The 17,740-nt window shown below is 70.6% G+C and carries 13 protein-coding genes and 1 pseudogene; 9 read left to right on the top strand and 5 right to left on the bottom strand.

Annotated elements, in window-relative coordinates:
- A pseudogene (locus VFZ09_RS10735) lies at nt 1–375 on the bottom strand (ATP-grasp domain-containing protein); the annotation flags it as partial.
- Between the two features lie 148 nt (nt 376–523).
- Between VFZ09_RS10735 and VFZ09_RS10730 the strand changes: the two are divergent.
- Nucleotides 524–1,555 (top strand): histone deacetylase family protein, encoded by a 1,032-nt coding sequence (locus VFZ09_RS10730; RefSeq protein WP_329727431.1) that lies wholly within the window; start codon nt 524–526, stop codon nt 1,553–1,555.
- A gap of 116 nt (nt 1,556–1,671) precedes the next feature.
- Here VFZ09_RS10730 and VFZ09_RS10725 read toward each other — a convergent pair whose 3' ends face one another.
- Nucleotides 1,672–2,340 (bottom strand): SRPBCC domain-containing protein, encoded by a 669-nt coding sequence (locus VFZ09_RS10725; protein WP_329727430.1) that lies wholly within the window; start codon nt 2,338–2,340, stop codon nt 1,672–1,674.
- Complete coding sequence (locus VFZ09_RS10720) at nt 2,337–2,990, bottom strand: 2OG-Fe(II) oxygenase (RefSeq protein WP_329727429.1); 654 nt, start codon at nt 2,988–2,990, stop codon at nt 2,337–2,339. Before VFZ09_RS10720 ends, VFZ09_RS10725 begins: the two co-directional genes overlap by 4 nt.
- A gap of 109 nt (nt 2,991–3,099) precedes the next feature.
- On the opposite strand from VFZ09_RS10720, the gene VFZ09_RS10715 reads away from it, so the two are divergent.
- Complete coding sequence (locus tag VFZ09_RS10715; RefSeq protein WP_329727428.1) at nt 3,100–4,359, top strand: MFS transporter; 1,260 nt, start codon at nt 3,100–3,102, stop codon at nt 4,357–4,359.
- Nucleotides 4,360–4,373: 14 nt separating this feature from the next.
- On the opposite strand, the gene VFZ09_RS10710 is transcribed toward VFZ09_RS10715, so the two are convergent.
- On the bottom strand, nt 4,374–4,889 hold the full coding sequence (locus VFZ09_RS10710; protein ID WP_329727427.1) for a hypothetical protein: 516 nt from the start codon (nt 4,887–4,889) through the stop codon (nt 4,374–4,376).
- Between the two features lie 155 nt (nt 4,890–5,044).
- Here VFZ09_RS10710 and VFZ09_RS10705 point away from each other — a divergent pair, with 155 nt between their 5' ends.
- The 7 genes from VFZ09_RS10705 (at nt 5,045) to VFZ09_RS10675 (ending at nt 17,123) form a co-directional block, all read left to right on the top strand.
- Entirely contained in the window at nt 5,045–5,596 is a 552-nt protein-coding gene (locus VFZ09_RS10705) for a M15 family metallopeptidase (protein WP_329727426.1), read from the top strand.
- A 180-nt stretch (nt 5,597–5,776) separates the two neighbouring features.
- Nucleotides 5,777–7,195, top strand: a complete 1,419-nt coding sequence (locus tag VFZ09_RS10700) for a TolC family protein (RefSeq protein ID WP_329727425.1) — start codon at nt 5,777–5,779, stop codon at nt 7,193–7,195.
- Nucleotides 7,183–8,424 carry an efflux RND transporter periplasmic adaptor subunit gene (locus VFZ09_RS10695; protein WP_329727424.1) on the top strand — a complete coding sequence of 414 codons (1,242 nt, stop codon included), beginning with the start codon at nt 7,183–7,185 and terminating at the stop codon, nt 8,422–8,424. Before VFZ09_RS10700 ends, VFZ09_RS10695 begins: the two co-directional genes overlap by 13 nt.
- Nucleotides 8,425–8,430: 6 nt before the next feature.
- Nucleotides 8,431–11,601, top strand: a complete 3,171-nt coding sequence (locus VFZ09_RS10690) for an efflux RND transporter permease subunit (protein ID WP_329727423.1) — start codon at nt 8,431–8,433, stop codon at nt 11,599–11,601.
- 84 nt (nt 11,602–11,685) lie between these two features.
- Nucleotides 11,686–12,543 (top strand): hypothetical protein, encoded by an 858-nt coding sequence (locus VFZ09_RS10685; RefSeq protein WP_329727422.1) that lies wholly within the window; start codon nt 11,686–11,688, stop codon nt 12,541–12,543.
- Between the two features lie 427 nt (nt 12,544–12,970).
- Complete coding sequence (locus VFZ09_RS10680; RefSeq protein WP_329727421.1) at nt 12,971–14,200, top strand: aminotransferase class I/II-fold pyridoxal phosphate-dependent enzyme; 1,230 nt, start codon at nt 12,971–12,973, stop codon at nt 14,198–14,200.
- 313 nt (nt 14,201–14,513) lie between these two features.
- Complete coding sequence (locus tag VFZ09_RS10675; RefSeq protein WP_329727420.1) at nt 14,514–17,123, top strand: U32 family peptidase; 2,610 nt, start codon at nt 14,514–14,516, stop codon at nt 17,121–17,123.
- Nucleotides 17,124–17,232: 109 nt separating this feature from the next.
- Here the strand turns inward: VFZ09_RS10675 and VFZ09_RS10670 are convergent, their stop codons facing one another.
- A complete protein-coding gene (locus VFZ09_RS10670) occupies nt 17,233–17,676 on the bottom strand; it encodes a nuclear transport factor 2 family protein (protein WP_329727419.1) in 444 nt (147 codons plus the stop codon).
- Nucleotides 17,677–17,740 lie beyond the last annotated feature (64 nt).

The raw sequence follows: 17,740 nt of genomic DNA, 5'->3' as shown, positions 1-17,740 counted from the left end.
TCAGCGCTCCACTCCCAGCAACGCCGCGAACAGCTCACGCGGGTCGATGCTCGCCGGGAGCCCAGAGACTCCTCCGTCGTTCACCTCGACCACCATCCAGCGGCCGTCCTCGAGCATCGCGACATCCATGGTGAAGAAGCGCGCATCAACCTTCCGCGCGAGCCGCTCGAACGCCGAGAAGTCCGGGACGTCGACATCGAAGTCATCGTAGGACTCCGCCGCCAGCAGCCGCCCACGCCCGAAGAACAGCCGGAACTCCAGGTGCGCCGGCCCGCTCGGCGTCCGCCCCCGCACCTTCAACGGCAGGAAGCGCCTGACCACGAAACCCCGCTCGAAGCGGTCCCCGCGCTCCTCCAGCAGGTTGCCGCAGATCCGCTCGAAGTCCTCTCCCCGTGCTTCGCCGCCGGGTGTTGCTCCACTTCACCCGCGTGCCGGGAGCGGAGACCCCCTCTCTTGGAGGACGGACCCGCGCTGCGTTACAACTCGCCGCGCCGCTCCTCCTTCAGCCCTGGAGACTCCCCCGGTGAAAGTCGTTCATTCCCCGCTGCACGCCCGCCATGACGGCGGCATGGAACTGCATCGCGGCGAGCTGGTGCCGTGCTTCGAGATGCCCGTGCGCGTCGACTACATCCTGAAGGCCGTGGAGCGCGCCGGACTCGAGCTCATCGAGCCACGCTCCTTCGCCCACGAGTCCCTGCTGCGCGTCCACGACGCCGGGTTCGTCGAGTTCCTGCGCACCGCCCATGCGGAGTGGCGCTCGCTCGGCAAGCAGGGCTTCATGCTGCCGAGCGGTTTCCCCGCCCGCAGCCTGCGCCGGGACCACATCCCCTCCGGCATCAACGGCAAGATGGGCTACTACGCCTTCGACTCCAGCACGCCCATCGTCGAGGGCACCTGGGACGCCGCGCTCGCCGCCGCCCACTGCGCCCTGACCGCCGCCGCGCTCGTCTCCGAGGGTGAGAAGGGCGCCTATGCCCTGTGCCGACCGCCCGGACACCACGCAGGACACTCGGTGTACGGCGGCTACTGCTTCCTCAACAACGCCGCCCTCGCGGCCCAGCACCTGCGTGACCGGGGCTTCGCCCGCGTCGCGGTGCTCGACGTGGACTACCACCACGGCAACGGCACCCAGGACATCTTCTGGGAGCGCTCCGATGTGCTGTTCATCTCCATCCACGCGACCCCGGAGACGGACTATCCCTACTTCCTCGGCTATGCAGACGAGCGCGGGGCCGGCGCCGGAGAGGGCTACACCCTCAACCTCCCCCTGGCCCGCGGCACTGGCTGGAAGGAGTACGGCGCCGCCCTCGGAGCCGCGCTGGATGCCATCGGGACGTTCTCGCCCGACGCCCTGGTGGTGTCGCTCGGCGTCGACACCTACGAGGGCGATCCCATCAGCGCCTTCAAGCTCGCCCAGGAGCACTACCCGCTCATCGGACAGCGGCTGGCCGACCTGAAGCTGCCCACGGTGTTCGTGCAGGAGGGCGGCTACGCGGTGGATGAGATCGGCACCAACGTCGCCGGGGTGCTGGAGGGATTCCTGAGCCGGCGCTGAGCTCAGGGCCGGTTCTGGGTGACCGCCGAGAAGCGCGAGGATACGCCGCACGGGGACTCCAATCCGGGGGAAGTGCGGCGCGAGGGTAGTGCAACCCCCGGAGGGCGGGCCAGCCTTCAGCTTCCCCCGGGGAACCTGCCCTGGAGGCGTGCGCGAAGCACCGCCCCGAGCACACTCGCCGTGTCCTCGGGCAGACGCGCGAGGTGCGTGTAGAGCGTCTCCTCCACCTGCGCGAGCGTCTCCGGCGGCACCCCGGCCTCCCTCATGCCCACGAGCACGGTATAGGCCGCCAGGCCGAGCGGCTCGGCGAAGCCTCCCGACTCCTCCCAGAACTCCTCGAAGCAGGGCACCGCCTCTCCGGAGGCGACTCGCATCAGGCGCCCCACGTTGACCTCCCAGTACGCCCGGTACGCGTCCTGGGCCTCGGGGCTCGGGAAGGGACCCTGGCGCACCTCGATGCGCGTGCCCTCTCCGGAAGGCTCGAGCACCAGGGAGACGCGCGTCGTGCCGGTGCCGTACTCCCCGCCGTCCCACGACAGCTCCATCAACAAGCCCCGGCCCGGGAACACCTCGAGGATGCAGCCCTTCTGGACCCGGGGCGCGCCCTTCGCGTCGAGCACGTTCACCTGGAACGGCTCGCCCGCCTCCACGTCTCCCTCCTCCCCGAGCCGCTGGCCGCCCGGAGGCGCCCCGTACCAGCGCCGCATCAGCAACGGGTCCTCGATGGCCGCGAAGACCCGCTCCAGGCTCTGCGCCACCCACCACTCCATCGTCAGCTCGCTCATGCCGCCACCACCCCCGTGCGGGTCCGCAGCTCCATCTCGGGCACCCGCGCGAGCAGCTCTTCCGACAGACGGTACTGCTCCACCACCAGGCTGATGCGCGCCGCCGAGAGCCGCGGGGCTCCGGCCTGGACCGCCACCACCTCGTGCACCAGGTCTCCCCGGAACGTCACCAGCGCGCCCGGCCTCGGCTCCAGCACCGCCACCTCCCTGCCCCGGTGGTACAGCCGCAGCGCGCCTCCCGCGAGCTGCTCGGGCACCTGGACGTAGAGCACGCTCACGGCGATGGGACAGTCGATGCCCGCCCCGTAGAACATCATGCTCTTGTCCAGGTGGTCATCCACCCCGCGCCCGTTCTGGATGAGCAACGGGTTGAGCAGGAACGCGTTGCAGCCCGGCAGCAGCGCGGCGTCGAGGAACGGCGCGAAGGCGGGAAAGCGGTCCTTCACGTCGGAGACGGCCTCGCGCCGGAACGTCACCGAGAAGCCATAGGTGCCCGAGAACTGCGACGTCAGGTTCGTCTCCCCGAGCAGCGAGGAGCCCAGGATGTAGGACCGGATGGCCTCGAGCTCACCGGGAGGCAGGGCCTCGGGTGTGCGGCGGAAGAAGGTCTGGAGGCGGAAGGCCCCGCTCCAGGGCGGTTGGAAGCGCATGCGAAAGTCTCCGGTCTCAGCCGGATCCTACGCGGGCACCCACTCGCGGAGTAGGGGGGAAACCCGCCGCTGGCGCCCACGGGCCTCTTCCCGCAAGCTGCGCCCCGTCATGAAGCACCTGTTGGGGCGACTGAGGGCGGAACTCCAGGCGACGGCGGGAGGACTGCCGGGCACGTACTGGTACCTGTGGACGGGCACGCTGGTGAACCGGCTGGGCTCCTTCGTGGTGCCCTTCCTGGCGCTCTACCTCACGCGCGAGCGCGGCTTCCGGGTGGAGGAGGCCGGCATGGTGGTGTCCCTGCACGGCGTGGGCGGCGTGCTGGCGGGGCTCGTCGGCGGGACGCTGGCGGACCGGGTGGGCCGGCGCAAGACGCTGCTCTCGGGGCTGTGGCTGGGCTCGGCGGCGATGCTGTCCATGGGCTTCGCCCGGGAGACGTGGCACATCTGCGTGTCCGCCTTCCTGCTCGGCCTGCTGGGCGAGCTGTACCGGCCCGCGGTGTCGGCGGCGATCTCCGACGTGGTGAAGCCCGAGGACCGGGCACGCGCCTTCAGCCTGCTGTACTGGGTCATCAACGTGGGCTTCGCCATCGCCCTGCCCCTGGCGGGTCTGGCCTCGCGCTTCGGCTTCCTCGTGCTCTTCGTGGCGGATGCCTGCACCACCTTCCTCTACGGAGTGCTCGTCTGGTGGAAGGTGCCGGAGACGCGCCCCGCCCAGGCGGCCCCGGCAGCGGAGTCCTCCCGCCGGCTGCCCTCGCTGGCGCCCTTCCGGGACGAGGTGTTCCTCGCCTTCGCCCTGTCCATCGTCCTCACCTCCATCATCTTCTCCCAGGGCAACGTGACGCTGCCGATGGACCTGACCGCGCAAGGCATGTCGCCCGCGATGTTCGGCACGGTGCTGGGGGTGAATGGCGTGCTCATCGTGCTGCTGCAGCCCTTCGTCGGCCGGGCGCTGGGCCAGATGCGGCGCGCGACGGCGCTGGCCTGGGCCTCGGCACTGACGGGGCTGGGCTTCGGGCTGCACGCGCTGGGCGCGAACCCGTGGCTGGCGGCACTCGCGGTGGGGGTGTGGACGCTGGGAGAGATTGCCCAAGCGCCCGCGGCCTCGGCCGTGGTGGCGGACCTCGCGCCCACCGAGCAGCGCGGCACCTACCAGGGCGCCTACTACATGCTGTGGGCCCTGTCGGCCAGCATCGCCCCCACGCTCGGCTCGTGGGTGCTGGGGCGCTTCGGCTCCTCCGCGCTGTGGGGCGGCTGCCTCGTCGTGGGCCTGTTCGCCGCCGGCTGGCACCTGGCCATCGCCGATGCCCGCCGCCGCCGCATGGCCGCCCTGCGCCTCACCCGCACCGACGTGAGCGCCGCGCTGGACTGAGGCCCCTCACGCCGTCACGAGCGGGGCTCCGCAGCCGCGGCGTCGCGCCGGAAGCCATACACCCAGGCCGCCGCCGCGCCGAGCGCCGGCAACACCACGGACAGGGTGAGCACGCCGAACACGGCGTCATTCACGGGCTCGCCGGTGGCGTCCACGCCGGACACGCGCAGAAACGCCTTCACACCGGTGACGAACCAGTTGGCGAAGTTGGACACGATGAAGGCCCACGCGAGCCGGCGCTGGCCCGTGGCCCCGTAGCGCAGCATCGGCAGCGTCCAGGCCACACCCAGCAGCAGGAAGGCCCCCATCAGCGCGTTGAGGTGCGAGGCGAGCGCGGCATGAGCATCCGCCGGCACCTTGCCCGTCATGGCCGCGGACACGAAGCCGCCGGTGAGCAATCCCAGCAGGGTGAGCCACGCGGCGGCATGCGCCATCAGGCGCGCGGCGGGCAACGGGGCGGGAGTGGAGACAGCGGCGGAAGCGGGAGCAATCTCCTCGCTCGGAGGCACGGGACGCAGGGCGGTCGTCATGGGATGCCCCACTCTACCGGGAGAGCGGCCAGCCAGACGAGCCACCCCCCATTTCGAGCCAGCGGACCACGCGGCGCCTGTCCGGCCGCCTGCTCGCATTCCGGGAATGAATGTGAGAGCACCGCTCTCCCGCCCCTCTGGACAGGAACCGCCCCATGCCGTTCCCGCCGCTCCGCTGGAGTCTTCTGCTCGCCCTCGTGTGCCTGCTCGTTCCCGGTCTCGCGCCCGGCGCGGACGCGAAACGCAAGCGGGCGAAGACGGCCGTGTCCAAGCACCTCGTCAAGCTGCCCGGTGGCGAGTCGCTGCGCCGTGACGCCGCGGCCTCCTTCCAACGCATGGCCACCGAGGCCCGCGCGGACGGCATCTGGCTCTGGGTGACGAGTGGCTACCGCACCCGCCGGGAGCAGCGTCTGCTCTACGAGCGCTACCGCAAGGGCCTGGGCCCCAAGGCCGCGCGTCCCGGCCAATCCAACCACCAGCGGGGCCTGGCGGTGGACGTCGTCGTCGGCGACGAGGAGTCCCCCACGTACCACTGGCTCGCGGCCAACGCGTGCCTCCATGGTTTCCGGCGCACGGTGCCCTCCGAGCCGTGGCACTGGGAGTACCGGCCGCGCACCACCCGCGCGCCCGCCCCCGGCACCGACTGCACCGGCCAGCCCCGGCCCTCCGAGGAGCCGCCGCGTACGGCCTCCAAGGACCTCAGCTGACGCCGGGACTCGGCACCCGAGTGCCCACTGGCGAGCATCCGTCTCGCGCCGCTGTCGCATTCCTGCTGCGGGGTGACGCAAGTGCTCGCTAGCGAGCACCCACAATGTCTTGCTGTGTCATGACTGCCCTCGGGTAGGAGGCAATGCGCGAAGGCAGGCAGCAATGTGGGCGGCCTGTCCATGACCGCCCTCCTGCTCACAGCCCTGCTCTGGCACGCCGGCCTGCCCGCGGGTGCCCTGCTGGCCCAGACCGGACCGGGGGCCGCCGTGTCTCCGCCCTTCCAACCCCAGGTCTCCGACCCGCTGCTCGAGCCCGTTCCTCCGGCGCCGGTGCAGGTGGGCTCCTGGGACGAGGCGCTCACGCTGTTGCGCCAGCAATCCACGGACCTGCGCGTCGCACTGGCCCGGGTGGAGTCCGCCGCGGGACAACGGCGCGTGGCCCTCGCCGGACTGCTGCCCACCGTCAACGGCTCGGCCGGTGTCCAGTCCAACGTGCTCGACCCCTCGACGCCCTTCATCGGGGGCGGCGTGGGCGGCGGCGGTATCGGTGGAGGCGTCGGGGCCGGTGGAGGTGACGGCCCACGGCCCACCACGCCCCTGGGCACCGCCACGGTGACGGCCTCCGTGCCCCTGCTCAACTGGAGCGCCATTCAATCCCTGCGCTCGGCCAGCGCCTCCCGCCGCGCCGCCGAGCTGTCCGTGGACGAGACGCGCCGCCAGCTCACCGGGGAGCTCGCCCGGGCCCTGGCGCGGGTGGCCTCCTCCGAGCGGCTCTCCGAGGTGAACCGCGTCAACCTGCGCTCCGCCCTGGAGCGGCTCGCGCTGGCCCAGCGGCGGCTGGAGCTGGGCGCGGGTACCCAGCTGGACGTCATCCGTCTCCAGCAGGACGCGGAGTCGGCGCGCTCCTCCGTGGTGTCCGGGGACAACTCGCTGCTGCAGGCGCGGGATGCGCTGGCGTTGATATTGGGCCAGGAGCAGCCGGTGGGACTGACGCGCGGCGTGTCCCTGGAGGAACTGCTGAATCGCGGCCAGGCGCAGTGCCAGAACCTCCAGGAGCTGGAGAAGCGGCCGGACCTGGCGGCGGCACGCGCGCAACTGGAGGCGGCCGGGCACGACGTGTCGGCGGCCGAGGCGCAGTACCTGCCCACGCTGGCGGCCCAGAGCACGGTGTTGGGCTTCACGGTGGACCCGGGCTTCGCGCGGGTGCCCGTGTGGAACGTCGGCGCGGTGCTCACCCTGCCCTTCTACGAAGGAGGCGCGCGCGGAGGCCGTGTGCGGCAGGCACGGGCCCAGGAGGAGACGGCGCGCCAGGACGTGGTGTCGAGGCAGCGCGGGGCCACGGTCGAGGTGAGACAGACGCGGCGCGAGGTGGGCGTGGCGGGGGCGGAGCTGGAGATCGCCACGCGGGCGCGGGAGCTGGCGGCGGAGAACGACCGGCTCACCCGCCGCGCCTTCGAGGTGGGCACCGGGACGAGTCAGGACCTGGTGGTGTCCGCCGCGGCGCTGCGGCAGGCGGAGCTGAACCTGGTGGTGAGCGAGTTCCAGTTGTTCCAGGCGCGAATCGAGGCGTTCCTGGCGGAGGCGGCATGCGACTGGTGAGGCGGGGAGTGTGGGGAGTGTGGCTGGCGGCCCTGGCCCTCGTGGGGTGTGAGCGCTCGCAAGGAAAGGGCGGCCCCCAGGCCGGACCCGGCGGCCCGGGAGGTGGCGGACAGCCGCTGCCGGTGGAGGTGATGGAGCTGCGGCCGGGCCCGGTGCGCGACACGGGCGATTACCTGGGGACGCTCATCTCCCGCCGCAGCGTCACCGTCTATCCGCAGGTGGCCGGCTACGTGCAGCGCATCGCGGTGAAGCCGGGAGAGCAGGTCAAGGAGGGGCAGATGCTGCTGGAGGTGGACCCGAGGCGCGAGCGCGCGGGCGTGCGGAGCGCCCAGGCCCAGCGCGCCTCGGCCGTGGCCCAGCAGCAGTTCGCGCGCAACAGCCGGCAGCGCGCCGAGCAGCTGCTGCGCGAGGGGCTCATGAGCCGGCAGGACTATGAGCAGGCGGTGGCCCAGGCGGCGGCGGCCGAGGCCAGCGCGCGCTCGGCGGAGGCGCAGCTGCAGGCCCAGCAGGTGGAGCTCGGCTACTTCCGGGTGGAGGCGCCCTTCGCCGGGGTGGTGGGGGACATCCCCGTGAAGGTGGGCGACTCCGTCACCTCGCAGACGGCGCTGACGAACGTGAACCAGAGCCGGGCGCTGGAGATCTCCGTGGCGGTGCCACCCGAGCGGGCCTCGAAGGTGGAGACGGGCAGCACGCGGGTGGAGGTGCTGGACAGCGACGGCCAGCCGGTGGTGAGCGCCCCCGTCTTCTTCGTGGCACCCACGCCGGACCCGCGCACGCAGCTGGTGGAGCTGAAGGCCGCCTTCGACAACACGCAGGGGCTGCGCGCCGGCCAGGTGGTGCACACCCAGGTGGTGTACGCCACGCGCGAGGCGCTGCGGCTGCCCACCTTCGCGGTGACGCAGCAGAGCAGCCAGTTCTTCGCCATGGTGGCGGTGCAGGGCGACGGCGGGCCCATGGTGGCGCAGCGCCGGCCGGTGAAGCTGGGCGGGCTCCAGGGCAACGACTACGAGCTGCTCGAGGGCCTGGAGCCGGGAGCGCAGGTCATCGTCGGCTCGCTCCAGCAGCTGCGGGATGGGCAGCCCATCCAGCCCAAGCCGGCGAAGCAGCTGCCGGGCGAGGGCCCTGGCGTGGGCGGCTCCGCGGACGCCGGTACGGGGGGGGCCGGGGACGCCGGTACCGGCAGCACCGGGGACGCGGGCACGGCACCGAGCCCGGACGGGGGGAAGTGAGCGCCCATGTTCTCCGACTTCTTCATCCGCCGGCCCATCTTCGCCAGCGTCATCTCCATCCTCATCACGCTAGTGGGGGCCATCTCCATCCCCAGCCTGCCCGTGGAGCAGTACCCGGAGCTCGCGGCGCCGCAGGTGAGCGTGACGTCCACGTACATCGGCGCCTCCGCCGAGGTGGTGGAGAGCGCGGTGACGACCGTGCTGGAGCGCCAGCTCAACGGCCTGGAGGGCATGCGTTACATCTCCTCCACCAGCAGCAACAACGGCACCAGCACCATCACCGTCACCTTCGAGCCGGACCGGGACCTGGACGTCGCGGCGGTGGACGTGCAGAACCGGGTGGCCACCGCCTCGGCCCGGCTGCCCGCCGAGGTGAACGCGCTGGGCATCACCATCAACAAGACGCAGTCGCAGCTGCTCATGTCCTTCGGCCTGTATGACGAGGCGGGGCACTACGACACGGGCTTCCTCAGCAACTACGCGGACGTCTACATCCGCGACGCGCTGCTGCGTGTGAAGGGCGTGGGCGACGTGCGCATCTTCGGCGAGCGCCGCTTCGCCATGCGGCTGTGGTTGGACCCCACGAAGCTGGCGAGCCGCGGCCTCACCGCGCAGGACGTGGTGGCCGCGCTGCGCGAGCAGAACGTGCAGGTGGCCGCGGGACAGGTGGGCCAGCCGCCCTCGCCACGGGGACAGACGTATCAGATCAACGTGCAGGTGCTCGGCCAGCTGTCCACGCCGGAGCAGTTCGGGGACATCGTCCTGAAGCGGGGCGAGGACGGCACGCTGGTGCAGATGAAGGACGTGGGCCGGGTGGAGCTGGGGGCGGAGAACTACAACCAGATGCTGCGCTTCAACGGCCGGGACGCGGTGGGCCTCGGCATCTTCCAGCTCCCCGGCTCCAACGCGCTGGATGTGCGCGAGGGCGTGGTGGCCGAGCTGGAGCGGCTCGAGGGCAACTTCCCGCCGGGCATGGTCTACGAGAGCGCCTTCGACACCACGGCGGCGGTGCAGGCCTCCATCGAGGAGGTGCTGCGCACGCTGGTGGAGGCCATCGCGCTGGTCATCCTCGTCATCTTCATCTTCCTGCACGGCTGGCGCAGCATCCTCGTGGTGGCCACGACACTGCCGGTGTCGCTGGTGGGCACCTTCGGCTTCGTGAGCGCGTTCGGCTTCTCGCTCAACACGCTGACGCTCTTCGGCCTGACGCTGGCCACGGGCCTGGTGGTGGATGACGCCATCGTGGTCATCGAGAACGTCGAGCGCGTCATGGTGGAGGAGGGCGTGGACGCGCGCGAGGCGTCGCACCGGAGCATGAAGCAGGTGGGTGGCGCGGTGATCGCCACGGCGCTGGTGCTCTCGGCGGTGTTCGTCCCGGTGTCCTTCTTCCCGGGCACCACGGGCACCATCTACCGGCAGTTCGCGCTCACGCTGGCCTTCTCCATCAGCCTGTCTGCCCTGGTGGCCCTCACGCTGTCCCCCGCGCTGTGCGCCCGGCTGCTGCGCGCGCACGAGGGAGAGAAGTGGCGCGTCTTCCGCTGGGTGGACCAGACGATGGATGCCTTCCGGCGCGGCTACGCGCGCTTCCTGGGCAAGCTGCTGCTGCCCGGCATGCGCTGGGCGGTACTGGGCGTCTTCGTGGTGCTCATGGGCCTCACGGCGCTGCTCTACCGCGTCACGCCCACCGGCTTCATCCCCGAGGAGGACCAGGGCTACCTCATCGTCGCCATCCAGGGCCCCGAGGGCACGTCGCTGGACTACACGCGGCAGGTGCTCCTCCAGACGGAGGAGGTGCTGCGCCAGCAGAAGGAGGTGGCGGACATCTTCACCGTGGGTGGCTTCTCGCTGCTGGGCACCGGCCCCAACTACGGCGTCCTCTTCATCAACCTCCACCCCTGGGAGGAGCGCGAGAAGAAGGAGCAGAGCGTGGCCGGGCTCGTCAACCGGCTGCGCGGGCCCTTCGCCGGCATTGCCGGCGCGCGCGTGCTGGCCTTCCAGCCGCCCACCATCCGCGGCGTGGGCAGCGTGGGCGGCTTCGAGTTCGTCCTGGAGGATCAGCAGGGCAACCACACGCTGAACGAGCTGGCGGCGGCCACGCAGCAGCTCGCGGGGCGGGCCAACCAGTCACCGGACCTGCGCAGCGTCTTCTCGTCCTATACGGCGAGCACCCCGCTGCTCAACGTGTCGGTGGACCGGGAGAAGGCCAAGTCGCTCGGCGTGTCGCTGGACTCGCTCTACTCCACGCTGCAGATCTACATGGGCAGCAGCTACGTGAATGACTTCACCTTCGCCAACCGCGTCTACCGCGTCTACGTGCAGGCGGCCATGCCCTTCCGCAACGAACCCAAGGACATCTCCGCCTTCTACGTGCGCTCGGCGCAGGGGGAGATGGTGCCGCTGGAGAGCCTGGTGAAGGTGGAGCCCGTCACCACCGCGCAGAACATCACGCACTACAACCTGTTCCGCTCGGCCGCCATCAACGGCCAGGGCGCGCCCGGTGTCAGCACGGGCCAGGCGCTGGACGCCATGGAGGCCGTGGCCCGCCAGGGGCTGCCGGCCGGCTTCACCTTCGAGTGGACGGGCCTGTCGCTCGAGCAGAAGCAGTCCGCGGGCAAGGTGCTGCTCATCTTCGCCCTGGGCGTCGTCTTCGTCTTCCTGGTGCTGTCGGCGCAGTACGAGAGCTTCGCGCTGCCCTTCGTCATCATGCTGGCGGTGCCGGTGGCCATCCTCGGCGCGCTCGGCTTCCAGTTGTTGCGAGGGCTCGCCAACGACGTGTTCTGCCAGGTCGGTCTGCTGATGCTGGTGGGCCTGTCCAGCAAGAACGCGGTGCTCATCGTGGAGTTCGCCGAGCAGCTGCGCCATCAGGGCAAGAGCGTGGTGGAGGCGGCCATCCAGGCGGCGGACACGCGGCTGCGGCCCATCATCATGACGTCCTTCGCGTTCCTGCTGGGCGTGGTGCCGTTGGTGCTGGCCACGGGCGCGGGCGCCGCCTCGCGCAAGTCGCTGGGCACGGCGGTGTTCGGCGGCATGCTGCTGTCCACCTTCGTCAACCTCATCTTCATCCCCGTGCTGTACACGCTGGTGGAGACGGCCCGGACGAAGTTGCTCAAGCGCCACGAGCGTGGGACGCCGCCTCCCGCTCCGGGCGATGGTGGGCAGACGCCTCGTCCGGCGTGAGCCGGAGGGGAAACCGGGTGCCTACTTCTGAGGTCAACCCGGGGATTGACAGCCATGTGACTCCTGGAGTCACATGGCTGTCGCATGCCCTCCCTCCGTCACGAGGCCCTCCTGGAGCTGTTCCGCAACCGCCCCGTCCTGGCGGCCGAGTTGCTGCGGGATGCGCTCGGCATCGAGTTGCCCGCCTATGCGGAGGCCCGCGCGGAGTCCGCCGAGCTGACCGAGGCGGTGCCCACCGAGTACCGGGCGGATCTGGTGGTGCAATTGTGGGGGGACACGCCTCGTCTCGCGATCGTGGTGGAGGTGCAGCTCTCACCGGACGAGGAGAAGCGGTACACGTGGCCGGTGTACCTCACCCATATGCGGGCGAAGTTGAGGTGCCCCACGGTGCTGCTGGTGGTGGCGCCGGACGCGGGAGTGGCGCGCTGGTGCGGACAGCCGTTGGAGACGGGCCACCGGGGCTTCGTGCTGAAACCCTACCTCGCGGGTCCGGAGAGCATTCCAGTCATCACGCGGCCCGAGCAGGCGCGCCAGGCGGTGGAGTTGATGGTGCTGTCCGCCATGGCGCACGGACAGGGCGAGCAGGGAGCGGCCATCGCCGAGACGGTCCTGCCCGGGCTGGCGGGGATTGATGAAGAGCGGGCGCGCTTCTATTTTGACCTGGTGATGTGGTCGCTGAACGACGCGGCCCGCACCGCCCTGGAGGCACTGATGAGCAGTGGCACCTACGAGTACCAGAGCGAGTTCGCCCGGCGTTATTTCACTCAGGGGCGCCAGGAGGGCAAGGCGGACGCCCTTCTCGAGGTGCTCGATGCCCGGGGCCTCCAGGTGGACGAGCAGTCCCGCCAGCGCATCACCGCCTGCACCGAGCTCGCTCAACTCGAGCGCTGGCTCCGCAAGGCCGTGTCCGTCCAGTCCGTGCAGGAGCTCTTCGCGTCCTGACCCGCCCGGCCCGCAAAAAAACAGCGACGGAAGAGCTCTCTGGGGGAAGCTCATCCGCCGCGCACCACGCGAGACGTCAGAGGAGGAGGAGTTGACGGCCCGCGCCTTGGTGTAGGCCTCTCTCAAGCACTCAGCGTGCCAGCGGCCAAGCGCTCGATATCACTCGGAGTCCAGAACTGACCCGGTGCGTCAGGGCTCCACTCCCCCTCCGCTCGAATGTAACGCGTCGTGACAGAATCGCTCAAATTCTCAGTAAACTCAAGCGATTGTACGCGCAAATCAAGACTGTCCCAGAATCGGACATTTCTGTCCTGAATCAGGACACTCCCCGCCCTCCTGTGTCGTCCGCCGCACCCGGGGCGGAACGTCCAGCACCGCGGGACGAGGCCCATTGCTACATAGACAGTGAACCTTCCCGAGGATTCCCGTGATTCGCGCCGCCAGGCACATCGAGAACGTCCGATACGCCATCCGCAACGTCGTGGCCGAGGCGAGCCGCCTGGAAGCCCAGGGCCAGCGCATCCTCTTCCTGAACATCGGGGATCCGCTGAAGTTCGACTTCCAGACACCGCCCCACCTCATCGAAGCGGTGCACCGCGCGATGAAGGACGGCCACAACGGCTACGCGCCCTCGGCGGGCATCCCGGCCGCGCGCGAGGCCATCGCCCGCGAGTGCACGCGCCTCGGCATCCCCGGCATCACGCCCTCGGACGTGGTGGTCACCAACGGCGCCAGCGAGGCGCTCGAGCTCGCCCTCACCGCCCTGCTGGAGCCCGGCGAGCGCGTGCTGCTGCCCAACCCCGGCTACCCGCTCTACAACGCCCTCATGGCCAAGCTGAGCGCCCAGGGCGTGCCCTACTCCCTGGACGAGGAGCGCGGCTGGACGTTGGACCTGGAGGAGATCGACTCCCTGTGCACGCCCGGCACCCGCGCCCTCCTGCTGTGCAACCCCAACAACCCCACGGGCGCGGTGCTCGACCGCAAGGTGTTGGAGGGGCTGCTGGAGATCGCCCGGCGGCGCGGGCTCGTCATCCTCTCCGACGAGATCTACGACAAGCTGCTCTACGACAAGGACCACACGCCCACCGCGTCGCTGGCCACGGACGTGCCCATCCTCACCTTCAATGGCCTCTCCAAGGCGTACCTCGCCTGTGGCTGGCGCATCGGGTGGCTCGTCTTCTGCAACGCGCACCTGATGCCGTCGCTCAAGAGCGCGGTGATGCGGCTGGCGGATGCGCGGCTGTGCGCGCCCGCTCCGCAGCAGTACGCCATCCAGCCCGCGCTCGAGGGGCCCCAGGAGCACATCCCGGAGATGATGAAGCGGATGCGCTCGCGGCGGGACTTGATGGTCCGCCGCATCAACGCCATCCCCGGCCTGTCCGTGGTGGAGCCCGCCGCCGCCTTCTACGCGATGGTCCGTCTCCAGTTGCCCGGTGTGACGGACGACGAGCAGTTCGTGCTGTCGCTGCTGCGCGAGACGGGCGTGCTCTTCGTCCACGGCAGCGGCTTCGGGCAGAAGGCGGGCACGCAGCACTTCCGGGTGGTGTTCCTCCCGCCGGAGGACATCCTCACCGCCGCGTTCGACCGGCTGGACGCGTTCATCCGCGCGCACCACGTGGCGGGAGCGCACGGGGCTCCCGCCAGCCATCACCCCTGAGACGCCTCAGGGCGTGAGCTTGGGAACGGAACAGGACGTGGGCGTGAAGGCCGCGAGCCGCTCGCGGAACAGCTTCACCGTCTTCTCGTCCTGAGAGTCCTGCAACACGTCGAGGGCGCGCTGCTCGGTCAGGATGGCCTCCTCGAGAGGGTGAGCATCGCGAGCAGCAGGCCCGCGGCCAGGGTCTTGTGCATACGGAAACGTCCTTTATTCCAAACGAAGGCCCCGCGTGCGCCCCTCACCCGCCCGGGGCATGGGCGGGGGAGTGCTCCGAGCGGGCACCAGAACGCGGGCTGCGTGTTATGGAGGCAGCATGCCTTCCCGACGTCCTGAAATCCTCGCACCCGCGGGCGACCTCGATTCACTGCGCGCGGCGCTCGCCAGTGGCGCGGATGCCGTCTATTTCGGGTTGGACGAGGGCTTCAACGCCCGCGCCCGCGCCGACAACTTCTCGCTCGAGCGGCTGCCGGAGACGATGGTGCTCGTCCACCGCGCCGGGGCCCGCGCCTACGTGACGCTCAACACGCTCGTCTTCGAGCCCGAGCTGCCCCTGGTGGAGCGCATCCTGCGCCGTGTGGCCGAGTCCGGTGTGGACGCCCTCATCATCCAGGATCCGGCCATCGCCCTGCTGGCCCGCGCCATCTGCCCCCAGCTGGAGCTGCACGCCTCCACGCAGATGACGGTCTCCAGCGCCGAGGGCATCCGCTTCGCCCGGGGCCTGGGCGTCACCCGTGTCGTCGTCCCCCGCGAGCTCTCCACCGCCGAAATCCGCCGCCTGGCGAGCCAGACGGACATGGAGCTGGAGGTCTTCATCCACGGCGCGCTCTGCATGTCCTGGAGCGGCCAGTGCCTCACCAGCGAGGCCTGGGGTGGACGCTCGGCCAACCGGGGCCAGTGTGCCCAGTCCTGCCGCCTGCCCTATGACCTGGTGGTGGACCAGCAGACGCGCGACCTGGGCGACGTGCGCTACCTGCTCAGCCCCAAGGACCTCGCGGGCGTGCGGGCCGTGCCGGACCTGGTGGACATCGGCGTCCACAGCCTGAAAATCGAAGGCCGCCTCAAGGGCCCGCAGTACGTGACGACCACCGTGCAGGGCTATCGGCGATGGGTGGACGGAGTCGTCGCCGGCAAGCCGGATGAGCGCCAGCTCGAGAAGGACCTGGCCGACATGTCCCTCACGTACAGCCGGGGCTTCTCCAATGGCTTCCTCGGGGGCTCGGACCACCAGACGCTCGTCGAGGGCCGCTTCCCCAAGCACCGGGGCCTGTACCTCGGTCGCGTGCGCTCGGTGTCCGGCAAGGAGGTCTTCGTCACCCCGGATGAGCGCCCGTGGACCGGAGCGCTCGGCCTGGGCGAGCAGCGCCCCGAGGCGCCCAACGGCGCCATCGCCTCGCCCCTCCCCGGTGGCGAGCCCACGCCGGCCCACGTGGATCCACGTCCGGGCATGGGCGTCGTCTTCGATGCGAACACCCCCGAGGACAAGCACGAGCCGGGAGGCCCCATCTTCCGCGTGGAGCGCAAGGGCCAGGGCTGGGTGCTGGGCTTCGGCCACCCGGGACCGGACCTCGGGCGGGTGGCGCCGGGGCAGCGCGTGTGGCTCAACAGCGACCCGTCGCTCGCCCGCCGCACCGAGGGCCTGCTCTCCCATGGCGAGCCCGAGGGCCGCATCCCGCTCACGCTGAAGGTCTCGGGCGCCGAGGGCACGCCCCTGCGCCTGCATGCGAGCGCCTGGGGGCACGAGTGCTCGGCCGGGAGCCCGACGCCGCTCACGGCGTCCCGGGGCAAGGGCCTGGACGAGGCGCTGCTGAAGGACAAGCTGGGCGCCTTCGGAGGCACGCCCTTCACGCTGGCGAAGCTGGACTGCGCGGAGCTGACGCCGGGGCTGCACCTGCCCGTGTCGGAGCTCAAGGCGCTGCGCAGGGACGTGGTGGCGGAGCTCACCGCGGCGGTGGAGCGGGGCCACAAGCGTACGGTGGTGGAGACGCCGGTGCTGGAGCAGGTACGCGCCTCGCTGCTGGCGCGCGTGCCGGAGGTGGTGGCCGAGGAGACGCCGCGCCTGCTGCCGCTGTGCCGCAACGACGCGCAGCTGGAGGCCGTGCTGGCCGCGGGCCTGCGCGAGGTGGAGCTGGACTGGATGGAGATGGTGGGCCTGCAACGCGCGGTGGAGCGGGCGAAGGCCGCCGGGCTGCGCGTGACGATCGCCACGGTGCGCGTGCAGAAGCCGGGCGAGGAGGGTTACGACGCCCGCATCGACAAGCTGCGTCCGGACGCGGTGCTGGTGCGCCATTGGGGAGCGCTGATGCACTTCCTGGAGCGGCCCGCGGGCCAGCCGCGCCCGGTGCTGCACGGAGACTTCTCGCTCAACGTCACCAACTCACTGACGGCGGCGCACCTGCTGGGGCTGGGGCTGGACACGCTCACCTTCTCGCACGACCTGGACGAGACGCAGCTCTTCTCGCTGCTCGACCACACGCCGGCACACCGCTTCGCGGTGGCGCTGCACCACCACATCGCCACGTTCCACACGGAGCACTGCGTCTACTCCCACACGCTGTCCAACGGGCGCGACTTCAAGAGCTGCGGGCGGCCGTGTGAGAAGCATCAAATCTCGCTGCGCGACCGAATTGGCCTGGAGCATCCGGTCATCGTGGACGTGGGGTGCCGCAACACGGTGTTCAACGCGCAGGCGCAGAGCGCGGCCTCGCTGGTGCCGAAGCTGCTGGAGCGAGGGGTACGGCGCTTCCGGGTGGAGTTCGTGCGCGAGTCCCAGGAAGAGGCCACACGGGTCCTGAGTGCCTACCAGGAGCTGCTGGCGGGACGAATCTCCCCGGCCGAGGCGGTACGTCGCACGGCCGTCCACGAGCAGTTCGGAGTCACGAGGGGCACGATGAAGGTGTTGAGCACCCCCCCAAGTGCCCACTGAGCCCCCTCCCCTGAGCACCCTCCCTCAAGCATCCCCACGGAGCATCCTCCCCTCTCCCCCCGGGAGAGGGACGGGGTGAGGGTATCCGTCCCCGTGCTCCCCACCGTGCTCAAGTCCCGGAGGCCCGTGAAGCGGCCCGAGTATTCGCGGAAGCGAAGGCCTCGACGACACCGGACAGGTCCTCGATGACGAGCGCGCGGACGATCTTCCCGGCGTTGAAGTCGAGGACGAAGGCGAACTCGCTGTAGCAGGAGCGCCCGGTCTTCTTGACGATGAACTGCTCGTCGCCGAGGACGATGACCTGCTCGCCGTTGCCGACGAAGTCCCAGGTCTTCACCTCCTGGACCTCGAGCACCTGCTCGAGCCGCTCGAAGTACTCGAGGATGGCCTGGCGGCCGCGGAACTCCCCGCTGAGGGGAGTGCCCTTGGGGAGGGAGAGCTTGTAGACGGCCTCCTCGTGCATGGCATCGAGGAGGGGCTGGTTGCTCCCGGTCCGGGTCATCTCCTCGAAGATGAGCCGGGTGCGTTCCACGTTCTTCTTCGCTTCGGACACGTCGATTCCCTCGTGGCGCTGCGCGGAACGCCACTCTGCGCCCGAGCGGGGAACACGGCCATGG

The sequence above is a fragment of the Archangium sp. genome, from assembly GCF_036277355.1.
Classification (GTDB): Bacteria; Myxococcota; Myxococcia; order Myxococcales; family Myxococcaceae; genus Archangium.
This window is presented reverse-complemented; position numbering and strand designations above follow the sequence as displayed.

Bases quoted from the DNA above. Each gene is read 5' to 3' on its own strand.
- VFZ09_RS10725 (WP_329727430.1), bottom strand. From the start codon at position 2,340: ATGAGCGAGCTGACGATGGAGTGGTGGGTGGCGCAGAGCCTGGAGCGG.
- VFZ09_RS10720 (WP_329727429.1), bottom strand. From the start codon at position 2,990: ATGCGCTTCCAACCGCCCTGGAGCGGGGCCTTCCGCCTCCAGACCTTC.
- VFZ09_RS10715 (WP_329727428.1), top strand. From the start codon at position 3,100: ATGAAGCACCTGTTGGGGCGACTGAGGGCGGAACTCCAGGCGACGGCG.
- VFZ09_RS10710 (WP_329727427.1), bottom strand. From the start codon at position 4,889: ATGACGACCGCCCTGCGTCCCGTGCCTCCGAGCGAGGAGATTGCTCCC.
- VFZ09_RS10705 (WP_329727426.1), top strand. From the start codon at position 5,045: ATGCCGTTCCCGCCGCTCCGCTGGAGTCTTCTGCTCGCCCTCGTGTGC.
- VFZ09_RS10700 (WP_329727425.1), top strand. From the start codon at position 5,777: ATGACCGCCCTCCTGCTCACAGCCCTGCTCTGGCACGCCGGCCTGCCC.
- VFZ09_RS10695 (WP_329727424.1), top strand. From the start codon at position 7,183: ATGCGACTGGTGAGGCGGGGAGTGTGGGGAGTGTGGCTGGCGGCCCTG.
- VFZ09_RS10690 (WP_329727423.1), top strand. From the start codon at position 8,431: ATGTTCTCCGACTTCTTCATCCGCCGGCCCATCTTCGCCAGCGTCATC.
- VFZ09_RS10685 (WP_329727422.1), top strand. From the start codon at position 11,686: ATGCCCTCCCTCCGTCACGAGGCCCTCCTGGAGCTGTTCCGCAACCGC.
- VFZ09_RS10675 (WP_329727420.1), top strand. From the start codon at position 14,514: ATGCCTTCCCGACGTCCTGAAATCCTCGCACCCGCGGGCGACCTCGAT.